Source organism: Mycolicibacter hiberniae, assembly GCF_010729485.1.
GTDB lineage: Bacteria > Actinomycetota > Actinomycetes > Mycobacteriales > Mycobacteriaceae > Mycobacterium > Mycobacterium hiberniae.
The window spans coordinates 3,061,425-3,076,853 of the sequence record NZ_AP022609.1; the positions used below are offsets into that span (position 1 = coordinate 3,061,425).

Here is a 15,429-nt window from a genome sequence, read left to right on the forward strand (position 1 = left end):
AGGTTCTCAGTAGAATAAGGAACTTGTTGTTCCCGGCAGGGATCGTCCCTGCAGGAGCAGAAGCTGGTGCGGAACGCATGCCGACCATCCGCACCGCGCCGAAGTGCGAGCGACGCACCCCGAGGACTCGGAGGCCCCTGAGGACATGAGTGACGGCGATAACGCCACTCCTGGCCCTGGGACGCCGGAGGGCCAAGACGGCGACCATCAGCTGATGACGATAACTCCGCCCGGACCCGCGCCGTGGGAACGCTGGCGGGACCCGGCGGACGTGCCTGCCTCCCACCGGCGCACCCCGGCGCGGCGACGCGACGCCGGCAACGGCTCGGTGAGCGTTGCCGACCTGATCGCCAAGGTCAACGCCGGCGCTCCGCCTTCCGGTGGCCGCAGCCAGCGCCGGGCCGCCGCGGCCCTGCCTCCCCAGGTGCCGACGACGCAGACCGATGGGCCCGCCCCCGCGTCCGAGCCGCCGGCCGCGCCCGCGCTCGACGTCGCCGAGCTGCCCGACGTGATGCCCGACATCGCCGCGGTGGCCCACCCCTCCGAGGTGCCCGACCTCGGCCGTATTCACGGCACGTCGCTGGCCCCGGCCGACAGCCCCGATTGGGACGGGTTGGCCGCGACCACCGAGCTCCCCGACATCGCACCGGAGATTCACCTGGACCCGGTCGGCCCGTATCGCTACGCCGAACCGGACGAGGACGTACCGCGCGCGCCGCACCGTCGGGCCAAGGCCGCGGGCCGGGCCGCCGCGGCGATGCTGGCGATCCTTGCCCTGGTGTTGACCGGTTCGGCCTGGCAGTGGAGCAGCTCGAAGAATCGCAGCCTCAACCACATCAGCGCCCTGGATCCCGATTCGCACGACATCCTCGACGCGGCCGGCCAGTACGGCGATGAGAATTTCCTGATCGTCGGCGCCGACACCCGGGCCGGCGCCAACAGCAGCATCGGCGCCGGAACCACCGACGACGCCGAGGGCGCCCGCTCGGACACCATCATGCTGGTCAACATCCCGGCGAACCGTAAACGCGTGGTGGTGGTCTCGTTCCCACGGGACCTGGCGATCACCCCGATCCAGTGCGAGGCGTGGAACGCCGCCACCGGGGTCTACGGTCCGGTCTACGACGAGGAAACCGGTAGCTACGGCAGCGACCTGGTCTACACCGAGACGAAGCTGAACTCGACGTACGCCTTCGGCGGCCCGAAGTGTCTGGTCAAGGAGATCCAGAAGCTGTCCGGGCTGGCGATCAATCGCTTCATGGCGGTCGACTTCGTCGGATTCGGCAAGATGGTCGACGCCCTGGGCGGCGTCGAGGTGTGCACCCCGAGCCCGCTGTACGACCTGGTGCTGGGCAGTGTGCTGGAGAACACCGGACGCCAGCGGGTCAACGGCGCGACCGCGCTGAATTACGTGCGGGCCCGCCACGTCACCACCGAGGACAACGGCGACTACGGCCGCATCAAACGCCAGCAGCTGTTCTTGTCGTCGTTGCTGCGCTCGCTGATCTCCACCAACACCTTCTTCTCCCCGACCAAGCTCAACAACGTGGTCAACATGTTCATCGGCGACAGCTCGGTGGACAACGTGACCACCAGGGACCTGGTGAACCTCGGCCAGTCGCTGCAGAAAGTCGCCGCCGGGCACATCACGTTCGTGACGGTGCCGACCAGCGAGACCGACGAGAACGGCGACGAGGTCCCGCGCATGGACGACGTCCGGGCCCTGTTCGACGCCATCATCAACGACGACCCGTTGCCGGGCGAGAACGACCACAACGCCACCTCCGTCCCGACCACCACGGCGCTGAGCGCGACAGCCCCGTCCACGTCGGCGCCCGAGTCGCCGGCCAGGCCACTCAGCGAGCAGGTGCGCGCCGTCACCACCTCACCCGCCGAGGTCACCGTGCGGGTTTCCAATGCCACCGAGCAGGCCGGCCTGGCGGGCGGCACCTCCGAACGCCTGCAGCAGTGGGGCTTCAACGTCGACAACGCCGACGACTATCCCGGCACCGTCAAGGCCACCAAGGTGTTGTTCTCCCCCGGCAACGAGCAGGCCGCGGCGACGGTGTCCTCGGCGCTGTCAGACGCGCCCATCGAGCGGGTCAGCGGATTGGGCAACATCGTGCGAGTGGTCCTGGGATCCGACTTTCGCACCGTGACCAAGCCGGCGGCCAGCGGCTCGCAGATCAACGTCGAGCTCACCCGCAACACCAGCGCCGAGCCGACCGAACTCCCCGACGACCTGACCGTCACCAACGCCGCCGACACCACCTGCGAGTAGCATCCGGCTCCGCCCTATCAACGCGCAGCGCCGTCCACGGCTAGTCTTGAGGGCATGCGAACCGCGTACCATGAGCAACTCTCGGATCTCGCCGAACAGCTCGGCACGATGTGCGGCTTGGCCGGGGCAGCCATGGAACGCGCCACTCAGGCCCTGCTGCAAGCCGACCTGATGTTGGCCGAACAGGTGATCACCGATCACGAGAGAATCGCCGCGATGAGCACCCGCGCCGAGGAGAGCTCGTTTGTGCTGCTGGCGTTGCAGGCACCGGTTGCCGGGGACCTGCGCGCCATCGTCAGCTCCATTCAGATGGTCGCCGATATCGACCGGATGGGCGCCCTGGCCCTGCACGTCGCCAAGATCACCCGCCGTCGGCATCCCCAGCACGCACTGCCCGAGGAAGTCAACGGTTACTTCGCTGAAATGGGCAGGCTCGCAGTCGAGCTGGGCAACAGCGCACAAGAGGTGTTGTTGTCGCGGGACCCGGAGAAGGCCGCCCGGATCCGCGAAGAAGACGACGCGATGGATGACCTGCACCGGCATCTGTTCTCGGTGCTGATGGACAAGGAGTGGCGGCACGGCGTGGCCGCCGCCGTCGACGTCACGCTGCTCGGCCGGTTCTACGAGCGGTTCGCCGATCACGCTGTCGAGGTCGCCCGCCGGGTGATCTTCCAGGCCACCGGCAAGTTCCCGGACGAGCACACCCTGCCGTCAAGCGAGTAGCGCATCAATCGCCCGGTAGATCCGCTGTTCGCTCACCGGGCGCGGGGTTCCGAGTTGCTGAGCCCACAGGCTCACCCGCAGTTCTTCGATCTGGCGGGCGATCTCACGCACCGCGGCGTCCTGGCGACGTGCCGCGGGCAGAACCGCCAGCAGGTCCTGGTAGGCCTGTTGCACGCCCTGCACCCGCGCCATCCGGTCCCGGTCGGCCTGCAGCGCGCGGGGCAACTGCTCCAACCGGCGGCGTATCGCGGCGAGATACCGGGTGAGGTCCCCCAGATGTGCGCGCCCCGTGGCGGTGACGAACCCGGGTGCCAGCAATGCCTCCAGCTGCCCGGTGATGTCGGCGATCGACTCGGCCTGAGCCGCCGGCGGCTGCACCGGCAGCGCCACCTGCGTTTCCCGCGCGGCGGCCAGCACCTGCGCCACCCGGGTGACGACGTCGGCCGTGGTGGCGACCAGGGCCGCAGCCACCCGCTTGCGCAGCGCGACGAACTCGTCTCGCGTCCACACCGGCGCGGGGACCAAGGCATCGGCGGCAGCGTCAGCACAGTCGTCGATCAGCGCTTGCAGCGACCCGTCCGGGTTGGCTTTGAGCATCAGGCGGGTCTGCGAATCGAGCTGACGCTCAACCGCTTTGACCGGAGAGGGGATCTCACACCGCAACAGCCTGCGGATGCCGGGGCCGAGCGCGCCGCGCTGTTGCGCCTCGGTGGCGAACACCCGCAGCTCGGCATCGCCGCCGGCGTCGGCGAAGGCGGGGAAACCGCGCACGGCACGTCCGGCCACCACCCGCTGGACGGTCTGCGGAAGGGTGTCGAGGTCGTCCGGCCAGCCGCGCAGCCCGGTGCGCTCCAACTCCGCGCCGACCGCATCGGCGATCGCTTCACGGGCCGATGCAGACAGTCGCTCCTGCAGGGCAGCCAGATCCTTGCCGCGGGCCAGCTCGGTGCCGTCGGCGGCTTCCACCGCGAAGGTGACCCGAAGGTGCGCCGGCAACGTGGTCATGTCGAAGGCGTCGACCGGCACGAGCACCCCGGTGCGGCGGCGCAGTTCGCCGGCCAGAGCCTCCAGCAGCGGTTCGGTCGACGTGCCGATGACCGACAACACTGCGCGGGCGGTGTCGGGCGCCGGTACGAAGTTGCGCCGCAACTCCTTCGGCAAGGACCGGATCAGGGCGGTGACCAGCTCTTCGCGTAACGCCGGTACCTGCCAGGCGAACTCGTCACCATGAAGCCGGGCCAGGACGTCGATCGGTACGTGGACGGTGACCCCGTCGTCGGCGGCGCCCGGCTCGAAACGGTAGCTCAACGGCAACGCGAGATCCGCGGTCGCCCATCTGTCCGGCCGGTCGGCGCCGAGCGTCTCGTCGGTGCGCAGCAACTCGTCGCGGGTGAAGGTCAGCAGTTCCGGCGTGTCCTGCCGCTGGCGTTTCCACCAGCTGTCGAAGTGTCGTGCCGACACCACCTCGGCGGGAATCCGGGCGTCGTAGAGGTCATAAACGGTGTCGTCGTCGACGATCAGGTCGCGACGCCGAACCCGGTCCTCCAACTCCTGCAGTTGGGTGCGCAACGCCGCGTTGTCGGCCAGGAAGCGGTGCCGGGCCGTCCACTCGCCCTCCACCAGCGCATGCCGGATGAACATTTCGCGGGCCACCACCGGTTCAACCCTGGCGTAGCCGACCCGCCGGCGCGTGACCAGCGGCAGGCCGTAGAGCGTCACCTTCTCGAAGGCCATCACTTCGCCGCGCTTGGCGTCCCAGTGCGGCTCGCTGTAGCTGCGCTGGACCAGATCGGCGGCCACCCGTTCGACCGCCTCCGGTTGGATGCGTGCGGCGGTCCGCCCGAACAACCGGCTGGTTTCCACCAGTTCGGCCACCATCGTCCAGCGCGGCGGCCGTTTGGCCAGCACCGAGCCGGGGGCGAGAACGAATTTCGAGTTACGCGCCCCGGCGTATTCGCGGCCGTCGGACCGGCGCATCCCGACGTGCGACAGCAGGCCGGCCAGCAGCGCGGCATGGATGGCCGCGGGTGCGGCCGGCTTGTCGGCTGTGTCACGGATGCCGACATCTCCGGCGATGCTGCGCAACTGACCGACCAAATCCTGCCATTCCCGGATTCGCAGGTAGTGCAAGAACTCATTTCGGCACATCCGGCGGAAGGCACTGCCGCTCAACGTCTTGCGCTGCTCGGACAGATATGACCACAAGTTGAGGTAGGCGATGAAGTCGGAGTCGTCGTCGGCGAACCGGGCGTGCTTCTGCCGGGCAGCCTCCTCACGATCGATGGGCCGCTCGCGCGGGTCTGGGATGGTCAGCGCGGCCGCGAGCACCAGCACTTCGCGTACACAGCCCTCGGTCTCGGCCGCCACGATCATCCGGCCCAGCCGCGGATCCACCGGAAGCCGGGCGAGCCGGCGGCCGATGTCGGTGATCTGCCCGTCCGCGGTGAAGGCACCGAGCTCGACCAGCAGCTGGACGCCGTCGCGGATGCTGCGGGCGTCGGGCGGATCGAGAAAACCGAAGTCCTCAACCGCGCCCAACCGAAGCGAGGCCATCCGCAGCAGTACCGCAGCCAGGTTGGTCCGCAGCACTTCGGGATCGGTGTAGCGCGGGCGCGCCTCGAAGTCCGCCTCGCTGTAGAGCCGGATGCACACCCCGGGAGCGGTGCGCCCGCACCGGCCGCTGCGCTGCGCTGCTGAAGCCTGCGAGATGGGCTCGATCGGCAGCCGCTGCACCTTCAGCCGGCGACTGTAGCGCGAGATTCGGGCGTTGCCCGGATCGATGACGTAACGGATTCCCGGAACGGTCAAAGAGGTCTCGGCCACGTTGGTGGCCAGCACGATCCGCCTGCCGGTGCGCGCCGGTGCGAACACCTTCTGCTGTTCGGCGGTGGACAGCCGCGCATACAGGGGAAGTATCTCGGTGTTGGGCAGTCCACCGAGAGCTTCTGCGGTATCCCGGATCTCACGCTCGCCGGACAAGAACACCAGGATGTCGCCCGGTTGTTCGGCGGAAAGTTCGTGCACCGCATCGACGATGGCTTCGATCTCGTCGCGGGTTTGGCTGCGAATGATCTCATGATCCGGGTCATCCGGGTCGTTGTCGGTATCGCCCACCACCGGCAGTTCCAGCGGGCGGTAGCGGATTTCGACCGGATAGCTGCGCCCGGACACCTCGACGATCGGCGCGCTGGCGCCATCGGGTCCGGCGAAGTGCGCCGCGAAACGTTGGGGTTCGATGGTGGCCGAAGTGATGATCACCTTCAAGTCCGGGCGGCGCGGCAGCAACTCGCGCAGGTAGCCCAGCAGAAAGTCGATGTTGAGGCTGCGCTCATGGGCTTCGTCGATGATCAAGGTGTCGTACCGCAGCAGCCGCCGGTCGCGTTCCAGTTCGGCGAGCAGGATGCCGTCGGTCATCAACTTGATCAGGGTGCGGTCAGAGACCCGGTCGGTGAATCGGACCGCATAGCCGACGACGTCGCCGAGCGGGGTGGCCAGTTCCTCGGCAATGCGCGCGGCGACAGTGCGGGCGGCCAGCCGCCGCGGCTGGGTGTGGCCGATGGTGCCCCGGATTCCGCGACCGAGTTCCAGGCAGATCTTGGGCAGCTGGGTGGTCTTGCCCGAGCCGGTTTCACCGGCCACCACCACCACCTGGTGTGCACTGATCGCCGCGGCGATCTCGTCGCGACGGGCACTGACCGGCAGGTCGGGGTAGCCGATGGCCGGTACCGCGGCGCGCCGCTGCGCGATCAGCGCCTGTGCGGCGCTCATCCGTTCGGCCAGCTGCCTGAGCTTCTCCGGTTGTTCGCCGCGCAGATCCTTGAGCCGCCGGCCAAAGTATGCGGCGTCGCGGATGGTGAGGCCGTCGAGCTGCGTGCGCAACTGTGCTACGGACGGCTCGGACACTCCGGCAAGGATAGGCGCGCCCAGCCTGCTCGGCCAAGCCGGCCGCGCTGCGGCGACCGTGCCGCGGTCAGCCGAAGCGGCCGGAGATGTAGTCTTCGGTTTCCTTGAAAGTCGGGTTGGAGAAGATCTTCTCGGTCCCGTCGATCTCGATCAACCGGCCCGGCTTACCGGCGCCGGACAAGTTGAAGAACGCCGTCTGGTCGCTCACCCGCGCCGCCTGCTGCATGTTGTGAGTAACGATGACAATGGTGTATTCCTGCTTGAGCTGGGCGATCAGCTCTTCGATGGCCATCGTGGAGATGGGGTCCAGGGCCGAGCAGGGCTCATCCATCAGCAGCACGTCGGGCTGGACCGCGATGGCCCGGGCGATGCACAACCGCTGCTGCTGACCACCCGAGAGCCCGCCGCCGGGCCGGTCCAGCCGGTCCTTGACCTCGTTCCACAGGTTGGCGGCGCGCAGCGAGAATTCCGCGGTTTCATCGAGCGCACGGCGGTTGCGGATGCCCTGCAGTTTGAGGCCGGCCACCACGTTGTCGCGAATCGACATGGTGGGAAACGGATTCGGACGCTGGAACACCATTCCGACTGCCTGCCGAACGCCCACCGGGTCGATTCCGGGCAGGTAGATGTCCTCGCCGTCGAGCAGCACCGTGCCCTCGATCCGGGCCCCGGGAGTGGTCTCGTGCATCCGGTTGAGGGTGCGCAGGACCGTCGATTTCCCGCATCCCGAAGGCCCGATGAACGCGGTGACGCTTCGCGGCGCGACCGACAACGTCACGTCGGCCACCGCATGAAACGACCCGTAGTAGATGTTGAGGTCGGCCAGGTCCAACCTTTTAGCCACCGTGCAGCTCTCCTTGTTCGCCCACCGCTGGGTGTTGCCGAGTCAGATCTAGAACTTTTTGGGCGCGAAGATGCGCGCCCCGAACCTGGCCGCGACATTGAGTATCGCGATCAGCAGGATCAGCGTCAGAGCAGCGCCCCAGAGACGGTCTGTCGGCACTGCACTGGCGCCGGCGCCCGCCGACGTCTGGTCGTACATCATCCCCGGCAACGATCCCATGAAGCCGTGGAACATATCGAAATTCATCGCCTGCGAATAGCCGACCAGAATCAGCAGCGGCGCGGTCTCGCCCATGACCCGGGCCAGCGCCAGCAGAATCCCGGTGACGATCCCGGACAACGCGGTGGGCACCACGATGCTGGTGATGGTCTTCCACTTCGGCGCCCCCAGCGCGTAGCTGGCTTCGCGCAAGTCCATCGGAATGATCCGCAGCATCTCCTCGGTCGCCCGCACGATCACCGGCACCATCAGCAGCACCAACGACAGCGACACGGCGAACCCGGATCGCTGAAACCCGAGGGTGGCGACCCACAGGGCGTAGATGAACAGCGCCGCGACAATCGACGGCACCCCGGTCAGGATGTCCACGGCGAACGTCGCAAGCTTGCCCAGCCTGGTGCCGGCGCCGTACTCGACCAGGTAGATCGCCACGAAGATACCGATCGGGATGGAGATGGCGGCGCACAGCAGTCCTTGCAGCAGCGTCCCGACGATCGCATGGTAAGCGCCGCCGCCGGCCACGAATGCGGTCATGCCGGCCTGCGAGTGCGTCCACCAGTCGCTGGAAGAGACAGCGCCGAAACCGAGTCTGAGCACTGAGTACATCACCCAGACCAGCGGCACCAGGGCCAACGCCATCGCGAGGGTCACCAGCACCGTGGCAATCGCATTGGCCATCCGCCGGCGCGGACCCACCCCGGCGAACGTGCGCGGTTTGACGGGCCGGTCCAGCAACGCGGTCATGACGGAACCTTTCGGGTGATCGCAATGCGCGCCAGCGCGTTGACGATCAGCGTCAGCACGAACAGCACCAGCCCGGCCGCGATGTAGGCGCCCGCCTTGTACTGGTCGTTGAACTCCGATGCGGTGGCGGCGATCTTGGTGGCGAAGGTGGAGCCGCCGTCGAACAGCGACCAGTTGAACGCCTTCTGAGTGGAACGCAGGATGATCAGCAGGGCGACCGTCTCACCGAGCGCGCGGCCCAGACCGAGCATCGCGGCACTGATGTAGCCGGAACGGCCGAACGGCAACACCACCATCTTGACCACCTCCCAGCGAGTCGCCCCCAGCGCCAAGGCGGCCTCGATCTGGCCACGGGGTGTCTGGGCCAGCACCTCGCGGGTGACGGCGGTGATGATCGGCAGGATCATCACCGCCAGCACGATTCCGCCGGTGAAGATGGTGCCGCCGCCGGCCACCGAGGCGTTGCCGGTCGCGAACAGGAAGAACCCGCCGAGGTGTTCGTTGAGCCAGAGCGCGGTGCCCCGCAACTGCGGAGCGAGCACGTACAGGCCCCAGGCCCCGTAGATGATCGACGGCACCGCGGCCAGCAGTTCCACCATGTATCCCAGCGGCCCGACGAGGCGCCGGGGCGCGTATTGGGCGAGATAGACGGCCACACCCAGGGCAACCGGCATGGCCAGCGACAGGGCGAACAGCGAGACGAACACCGTCACCTGCAGCATCTCCGCAATGCCGAAATGCATGGCGGAGGTGTCGGTGGTGACCCAGCTTCCGCCGTAGGTGAAGAAGTTCTCCCGGTTGCGCTGCAGCGCCGGTATGGCGCGCACCAGCAGGAACCCTCCGACAGCCGTGATCACGACGATGATCAGCACCGCCGAGCCGGCCGCGGACAGGCGGAATATCCGGTCCTGGAGGCGGCTTGCGGCCGAACGCGCCGCCGTCGACCTCACCGATGACGCAGGCGCGGACACAGACGACTCGGCGATGCTTGACACCCCCTGATCGCTTGCGGGACGCCGGCTACTGGATCGCGTCGATCGCGGCACTCAAGCGCCGTTTCAACGGATCCGGCAACCGAACGTATCCGGCGGCGGCCAGTTCGCCCTGGCCAATGGTGGAGGCCGACCGCAGGAACGACTTCACGCCGGCGGAGGTGTCGGCGTCGTAGCCCTTCGAACAGACGATCTCGTAGGTCACCAAGACTAGCGGGTAAGCAGCGGCCTGCTCGGTGCCGTACAGCGACTTCAGGTCCAGCCGCATGTCATTGCTGTCCTCGGAGAGGTATCCGGCGGACTGGATCGCGGCGCCGACCGTGTCGTCGGTCGCGGCGACTGCTCCCGAGCCCGAGTCGATCAGCGCCGAGAGCAGGCCGGCCTGGTCGGCGAAGCCCTTCTCGACATAGCCGACGGCACCCGGAGTGCTCTGCACCGCCTGCACCACCCCGGCCGACTTCTGGGCGCCTTCGCCCACGCCGCCCTGGAACTCGCTGCCCTCGCCCTTGGTCCAGGCCTGCGGCGCTGCGGCGCTGAGGTACTTCTGGAAGTTGTCGGTGGTGCCCGAAGAGTCCGATCGGTAGATCGGCGTGACGTCCATCGCGGGCAGTTGCGTTCCCGGGTTGAGGGCGACCAGCGCGGGGTCGTCCCAGCGGGTGATGCCTCCGCTGAAGATGCGGGCGAGTACGTCGCCGTCGACCACCAGGTTGTCCACCCCGTCAAGGTTGTAGGCGATGCTTACCGGCCCGAACACCAGCGGCAGATGCCACGCCGGGTTCTGGCCGCACCGGGCAGCGGCCTGGGCCACCTGCGCCTGGCTCAACGGCGAATCGGATCCGGCGAAGTCGACGTGCCCGGCGATGAACTGTTCGCGGCCCGCACCCGAACCGGTCGGGTTGTAGGACAGGTTCTTTCCCGCGCACTGCTTGCCCCACACCTGGTTGAACACCGCGATCGCATTCTGCTGAGCGGTCGAGCCCTCGGCAGTCAACGTGCCCTTCCCGGAGCATTCAGCGGAATCCGCTGCGCCCGTGGCGATCCCGGTACTGGTCGCGCTCGGGCCGTTGTCATCGCTGCCACAGCCGCTCAATGCCAGCCCGGTCATCGCGGCTGCCACCAGCGCAAGACCCGCCGTCGTGCGTGTCATCAGTTCTCGCTTTCTCCCTCGGCATTGAGATCACTCCGGAACGTATGCGGCACTCATGGATGGCAACCACATGGCAGATGAACGGGTGGTGAATTGATTGGGCGAGTTGTCAAGCCTGATCAACCGCGGCGTAAGCGGTGTCGACGCTGTACACGGCGAAACCCAACTGCTCGTAGGTGCGCAACGCCGCGGTGTTGTCCGCCTCGACATACAGCAGCACGATCGGCGGGTCGGCATCGGCGAGCCGCTCGGCGAGATAGGCCAGCCCCACCTCGGTGAGCACCCGGCCCAGACCGCGTCCCTGGGCCGCCGGATCGACCCCGACGACGTAGACCTCCCCCGCGCTTTCGGCGCCCGGCTTGTCGCGGTGGATCTTCGTCCAGTGAAACCCGAGCAGCGTCGGTCCCTCGAACGCCAGGAACAGACCGGCGGGGTCAAACCAGTCCTCGGCGCGCCGGTGGGCGAGATCGTCCGCCGTCCAGCCGCCCTGCTCCGGGTGCCAGGCGAACGCGGCGTTGTTGACCCGCAGCAACTCGGGGTCGTCGGCGGGGCCCGCGTAGCTGCGGATCGACACGCCCGGCGGAATCACCGGCTGCGGTATGCCCCGGAGTGATCTGCGCATCTGCAGCAGTTCGCGGACCGCGACCAGCCCCAGGGCTTGAGCGGTTGCGCGGGCGGCGGGCAGGGTTCCATGAGCCCAGAACCGGTTCTGGCCGCCGGTTCGGGCGAGCGCGGCGCGGGCCATCGCCGTCCCCAGGCCCCGGCGCCGGGCCGGCGGCGCCACCACCAGCTCTGCCATCGGGATGGCATCGCCGGCAGCCAGATTCAGGTAACCCACCACGGCGGCCCCGTCGGCGACGACCAGGTGTTCGGTGCGAGCGGCGGCGAGCTCGCGCAGCACCTGCTCCCCCACCGGCGCGACGCCGTCGTGCTCACCGGCGGCGGCGATCAGCTCACGAATCTGCCGCTGCTGGTCCGCGGTCAGTGCGCCGTGCCAGTGCGGAGCGGTCACTGACTGGTCAGCGACTCGGAAGCACCGCCGTCGGCACCGTTGAGGTCGTCGAGCACCTCGTCATTCGCGGAGTCGGCGGCGTGTTGTCCCCGCGCCGGCCGGACCGCCTTGTAACCGACATTGCGAACCGTGCCGATCAACGACTCGTATTCCGGCCCGAGCTTGGCGCGCAACCGCCGGACGTGCACATCGACCGTGCGTGTGCCACCGAAGAAGTCGTAGCCCCACACCTCCTGCAGCAACTGCGCCCGGGTGAAGACCCGGCCGACGTGCTGCGTGAGGTACTTGAGCAGCTCGAACTCCTTGTAGGTCAAATCCAGCGGCTTGCCACGCAGTCGCGCGGTGTAGGTGCCCTCGTCGATCAGCAGCTCACCGAGCTTGGTCTGTCCGGATGCCTGCTCGGCAGCCGGTGCACCGCGCCGGCCCGTCAGCAGCCGCAGCCGGGCATCGGTCTCCGCCGGTCCGGTACCGGGAAGCAGAATCTCGTCGATCCCCCATTCGGCGTTGACCGCCACCAGACCGCCTTCGGTCAGGACCGCGACCACCGGTACCGACCCCGCGGTGGCACTCAGCAGCCGGCACAGCCCACGTGCCCCCGCCAAATCGGTGCGCGCGTCCACCAGAACCACCTCGGCTGACCCGGCTTCAAGCAGCGCAGAGACCTCCGGCGCAGCCGTCCGCACGGTGTGTGCCAGCAACGACAGGGACGGCAGCACCGTGTCAGGGTGCAAGTCAGCAGTCAACAGCAGTAGCTCCAACGAGGCCCTCCAGCGTCCCAGGTGCTCTAACGATAGCGTGCGACCTGCCAGAATGACTCGGTGCGCAGGGTGCTTATCGGGATGTCGGCCGCGATCGCGGCACTGGTCGTGGCGATTGCCGGGGTCGATTTCGGAGCGGGCGTCTACGCCGAGTACCAATTATCCCGGGCAGTACGCCAAGCAACGGACCTCACCGCGGACCCGTTTGTGGCCATCCTGGACTTCCCTTTCCTGCCGCAGGCGCGCCGTGATCACTACGACGAAGTGGAGATCAAGGCCCCCGCCGTCGCGCAGCCGATGATCGGCAAGGTGATGCTGGAGGCCACCATGCACTCGGTCGACTTGACCGAGGCCACCTGGCGATTCCGACCCGACGCTCCGATACCCGTGGCCAAACTGGAGAGCCGAATTATCATCGGTTCTGTGCATTTGGGCCGCTATCTGGGCATTCGCGACCTGATGGTGGAGGCTCCGCCGGCCGAGACCGACGACAATACCGGCGGCACCACCGAGTCCGGAATCTCCAGCAGCCACGGTCTGGTGTTCACCGGCACCCCCGCGGGCTTCGGCAAGCGGGTGAGCGTGGCGGTGGACCTGTCGATCGCCGGCCCGGACCACAGCACCTTGGTGATCACCCCGACGGGCATCCTCACCGGCCCGGACACCGCCGATCAGGATGTTCCCGACGAGCAGCGCGTCGCGGTACTGACCGCGTTCCGTGGCAGCCTGCCCCAGCAGCGACTGCCGTTCGGGGTGGTCCCGACCAGCCAGGGCGCCCGTGGGTCCGACGTGATCATCGAGGGCATCGCCGACGACATGACGGTCACCCTGCCGGAGTTCCGGCCGCGATGAGCGTCATCGCGATCGCCACCGCCCTGCTGGCCGCCGGGGCCATCGGATGGTGGCTGAACCGGCGGGGCGGAGTCTTGCGGGAACTGCCCGAACGCGGCGACTCCACCGCGAGCGCCGACGCCGCCTTCCTCGGCTTGGAGCCCGGCCGCCCGGCGGTGGTGCACTTCTCCGCGCCGTGGTGCGGACCGTGCGCCGGGGTGCGCCGTGTGGTCGAGAAGGTCTGCGATGACCTCGGGGGTCTCCCCCATCAGGAAGTCGACATCGACGCCAACCCGGAGGCCGCCCGCAGGTTCTCGGTGTTGTCGCTGCCGACCACGGTGATCTTCGACACGAACGGCCGGCAGCGCTACCGCGCCAGCGGCGTCCCGACACTGGCGGACCTGCGTTCGGCGCTCGAACCCCTGTTGACCTGACCGGCCCTGCGTTGGGTAGGCTGTACGTCGTGTTCGCCCGCCTTGAGCTTGTGCTCACCAAGCGCCGCACAGTCGACCTGTGCCGCACCGCGGGCTGCTGCTGTTGTCGTTGTCGCTGAAACGCCGCGTTTTCGCGTCGCTATCGGAGCCGCCCGGAATGCCGTGGCATGTCTCCACCAGCCATTCGCAACGACAACACCAGGGAGCATTGCATGCAGGACACTCACACCGACACTGCTCAGGTAGATGTCCGAGGTCCCCGATTCGCCGCCTGGGTCACCACCGCCGTACTGGTGGCCGTGCTGCTCACCGCGCAGTTCAGCCCGGCGGCCGCAGCCGTTGCGCTGGGCGCCCAAGCAGCCGTTTTCGCGATCGGCGCGGCGCTGGGGCCCCGCCGCCACCCCTACGGGCGGTTGTTCGCCCGATTCATCGCACCGCGGCTGGGGCCGGTCAGCGAGCGTGAGCCGGTGGCGCCGCTGCGCTTCGCCCAGCTCGTCGGCCTGGTGTTCGCCGTGCTGGGCGTCGCAGGTTTCGCCTTCGCACCCACGCTCGGTCTGATCGCGACCGCCTTCGCCCTGGCGGCGGCCTTCCTCAACGCCGCGTTCGGCATCTGTCTGGGCTGTCAGCTCTACCCCCTCGTCGTGCGCCTGCGGCCGAACGCGGCGTGACCACCGCTCTTTCCTCGTTGTAACCGAAAGGATCCCACCATGGCACGCTCGGACGTCCTGGTCTCCACCGACTGGGCCGAGAGCAATCTCGACGCGCCCGGCATCGTCTTCGTCGAGGTCGACGAAGACACCAGCGTCTATGACATCAACCACATCCCCGGCGCCATCCGGCTCGACTGGCGCAAGGACCTGCAGGACGGGGTGCGGCGCGATGTCGTCGACGCGGCCGCGTTTTCCAAGCTGCTCTCCGAGCGCGGTATCTCCAATGACGACACGGTGATCCTCTACGGAGGCAACAACAACTGGTTCGCCGCCTTCGCCTACTGGTACTTCAAGCTCTACGGGCACGAGTCGGTCAAGCTGCTCGACGGCGGCCGCAAGAAGTGGGAGCTCGACGGACGCCCGTTGTCGAGTGAAACCGTCAGCCGACCGGCCACGTCCTACACCGCCAAGCAGCTCGATGAGTCGCTCCGTGCCCGCCGCGACGAGGTGATCGCGGCGATCAACACCAAAAACCTCGTCGATGTGCGCTCCCCCGAGGAGTTCTCCGGCAAGATTCTGGCCCCGGCACACCTGCCGCAGGAGCAGAGCCAGCAACGCGGCCACGTCCCCAGCGCGATCAACGTGCCGTGGAGCCGCGCCGCAAACGAGGACGGCACCTTCAAGTCCGACGAGGAGCTGGCCAAGCTCTATGCCGACGCCGGCCTCGATGGTGAGAAGGAGACCATCGCCTATTGCCGTATCGGTGAGCGCTCGTCACACACCTGGTTCGTGCTGCGTGAGCTGCTCGGACATCGCAATGTCAAGAACTACGACGGTAGTTGGATGGAATACGGCTCCCTGGTGGGCGCCCCGATCGAATTGGGAAGCTGA

General features: G+C 67.9%; 14 protein-coding genes. 7 read left to right on the forward strand and 7 right to left on the reverse strand.

Going from position 1 to position 15,429, the window contains the following annotated elements; translation table 11 throughout:
- The first annotated feature begins 214 nt into the window (after positions 1 to 214).
- Both G6N14_RS14530 and phoU read left to right on the forward strand, forming a co-directional pair.
- On the forward strand, positions 215 to 2,281 hold the full coding sequence (locus G6N14_RS14530) for an LCP family protein (protein WP_234808924.1): 2,067 nt from the start codon (positions 215 to 217) through the stop codon (positions 2,279 to 2,281).
- A 54-nt stretch (positions 2,282 to 2,335) separates the two neighbouring features.
- On the forward strand, positions 2,336 to 3,004 hold the full coding sequence (gene phoU / locus G6N14_RS14535; RefSeq protein WP_046321270.1) for a phosphate signaling complex protein PhoU: 669 nt from the start codon (positions 2,336 to 2,338) through the stop codon (positions 3,002 to 3,004).
- Here the strand turns inward: phoU and hrpA are convergent.
- The 7 genes from hrpA to G6N14_RS14570 form a co-directional block, all read right to left on the reverse strand.
- On the reverse strand, positions 2,993 to 6,907 hold the full coding sequence (gene hrpA / locus G6N14_RS14540; protein ID WP_085135759.1) for an ATP-dependent RNA helicase HrpA: 3,915 nt from the start codon (positions 6,905 to 6,907) through the stop codon (positions 2,993 to 2,995). The two genes, phoU and hrpA, sit on opposite strands and share 12 nt — an antisense overlap.
- Positions 6,908 to 6,974: 67 nt before the next feature.
- A complete protein-coding gene (gene pstB / locus G6N14_RS14545) occupies positions 6,975 to 7,751 on the reverse strand; it encodes a phosphate ABC transporter ATP-binding protein PstB (RefSeq protein WP_085129859.1) in 777 nt (258 codons plus the stop codon).
- A gap of 48 nt (positions 7,752 to 7,799) precedes the next feature.
- Positions 7,800 to 8,714, reverse strand: coding sequence for a phosphate ABC transporter permease PstA (gene pstA, locus G6N14_RS14550; RefSeq protein WP_085135760.1), 915 nt, complete (start codon positions 8,712 to 8,714; stop codon positions 7,800 to 7,802).
- Positions 8,711 to 9,664 carry a phosphate ABC transporter permease subunit PstC gene (gene pstC / locus G6N14_RS14555; protein ID WP_234808925.1) on the reverse strand — a complete coding sequence of 318 codons (954 nt, stop codon included), beginning with the start codon at positions 9,662 to 9,664 and terminating at the stop codon, positions 8,711 to 8,713. The genes pstA and pstC overlap by 4 nt, the downstream gene beginning before the upstream one ends.
- Before the next feature lie 70 nt (positions 9,665 to 9,734).
- Positions 9,735 to 10,853: a phosphate ABC transporter substrate-binding protein PstS gene (gene pstS / locus G6N14_RS14560; RefSeq protein ID WP_085135762.1), complete on the reverse strand. Its 1,119-nt coding sequence runs from the start codon at positions 10,851 to 10,853 to the stop codon at positions 9,735 to 9,737.
- 109 nt (positions 10,854 to 10,962) lie between these two features.
- Positions 10,963 to 11,865 carry a mycothiol synthase gene (gene mshD / locus G6N14_RS14565; RefSeq protein ID WP_085135763.1) on the reverse strand — a complete coding sequence of 301 codons (903 nt, stop codon included), beginning with the start codon at positions 11,863 to 11,865 and terminating at the stop codon, positions 10,963 to 10,965.
- Positions 11,862 to 12,623, reverse strand: coding sequence for a winged helix-turn-helix transcriptional regulator (locus tag G6N14_RS14570; RefSeq protein ID WP_085135764.1), 762 nt, complete (start codon positions 12,621 to 12,623; stop codon positions 11,862 to 11,864). The genes mshD and G6N14_RS14570 overlap by 4 nt, the downstream gene beginning before the upstream one ends.
- A gap of 60 nt (positions 12,624 to 12,683) precedes the next feature.
- Here G6N14_RS14570 and lmeA point away from each other — a divergent pair, with 60 nt between their 5' ends.
- The 5 genes from lmeA (at position 12,684) to G6N14_RS14590 (ending at position 15,429) form a co-directional block, all read left to right on the forward strand.
- On the forward strand, positions 12,684 to 13,475 hold the full coding sequence (lmeA, locus tag G6N14_RS14575; RefSeq protein ID WP_170307443.1) for a mannan chain length control protein LmeA: 792 nt from the start codon (positions 12,684 to 12,686) through the stop codon (positions 13,473 to 13,475).
- On the forward strand, positions 13,472 to 13,888 hold the full coding sequence (locus tag G6N14_RS14580; protein WP_085135766.1) for a thioredoxin family protein: 417 nt from the start codon (positions 13,472 to 13,474) through the stop codon (positions 13,886 to 13,888). Before lmeA ends, G6N14_RS14580 begins: the two co-directional genes overlap by 4 nt.
- 50 nt (positions 13,889 to 13,938) lie before the next feature.
- Positions 13,939 to 14,007, forward strand: coding sequence for a putative leader peptide (locus G6N14_RS21485; protein ID WP_350355359.1), 69 nt, complete (start codon positions 13,939 to 13,941; stop codon positions 14,005 to 14,007).
- A gap of 93 nt (positions 14,008 to 14,100) precedes the next feature.
- A complete protein-coding gene (locus G6N14_RS14585) occupies positions 14,101 to 14,556 on the forward strand; it encodes a DUF4395 domain-containing protein (RefSeq protein ID WP_085135768.1) in 456 nt (151 codons plus the stop codon).
- 39 nt (positions 14,557 to 14,595) lie between these two features.
- Entirely contained in the window at positions 14,596 to 15,429 is an 834-nt protein-coding gene (locus tag G6N14_RS14590; protein ID WP_085135769.1) for a sulfurtransferase, read from the forward strand.

Bases quoted from the DNA above. Each gene is read 5' to 3' on its own strand.
- G6N14_RS14585 (WP_085135768.1), top strand. From the start codon at position 14,101: ATGCAGGACACTCACACCGACACTGCTCAGGTAGATGTCCGAGGTCCC.
- G6N14_RS14530 (WP_234808924.1), top strand. From the start codon at position 215: ATGACGATAACTCCGCCCGGACCCGCGCCGTGGGAACGCTGGCGGGAC.
- G6N14_RS14580 (WP_085135766.1), top strand. From the start codon at position 13,472: ATGAGCGTCATCGCGATCGCCACCGCCCTGCTGGCCGCCGGGGCCATC.
- phoU (WP_046321270.1), top strand. From the start codon at position 2,336: ATGCGAACCGCGTACCATGAGCAACTCTCGGATCTCGCCGAACAGCTC.
- pstS (WP_085135762.1), bottom strand. From the start codon at position 10,853: ATGACACGCACGACGGCGGGTCTTGCGCTGGTGGCAGCCGCGATGACC.
- pstA (WP_085135760.1), bottom strand. From the start codon at position 8,714: ATGACCGCGTTGCTGGACCGGCCCGTCAAACCGCGCACGTTCGCCGGG.
- G6N14_RS14590 (WP_085135769.1), top strand. From the start codon at position 14,596: ATGGCACGCTCGGACGTCCTGGTCTCCACCGACTGGGCCGAGAGCAAT.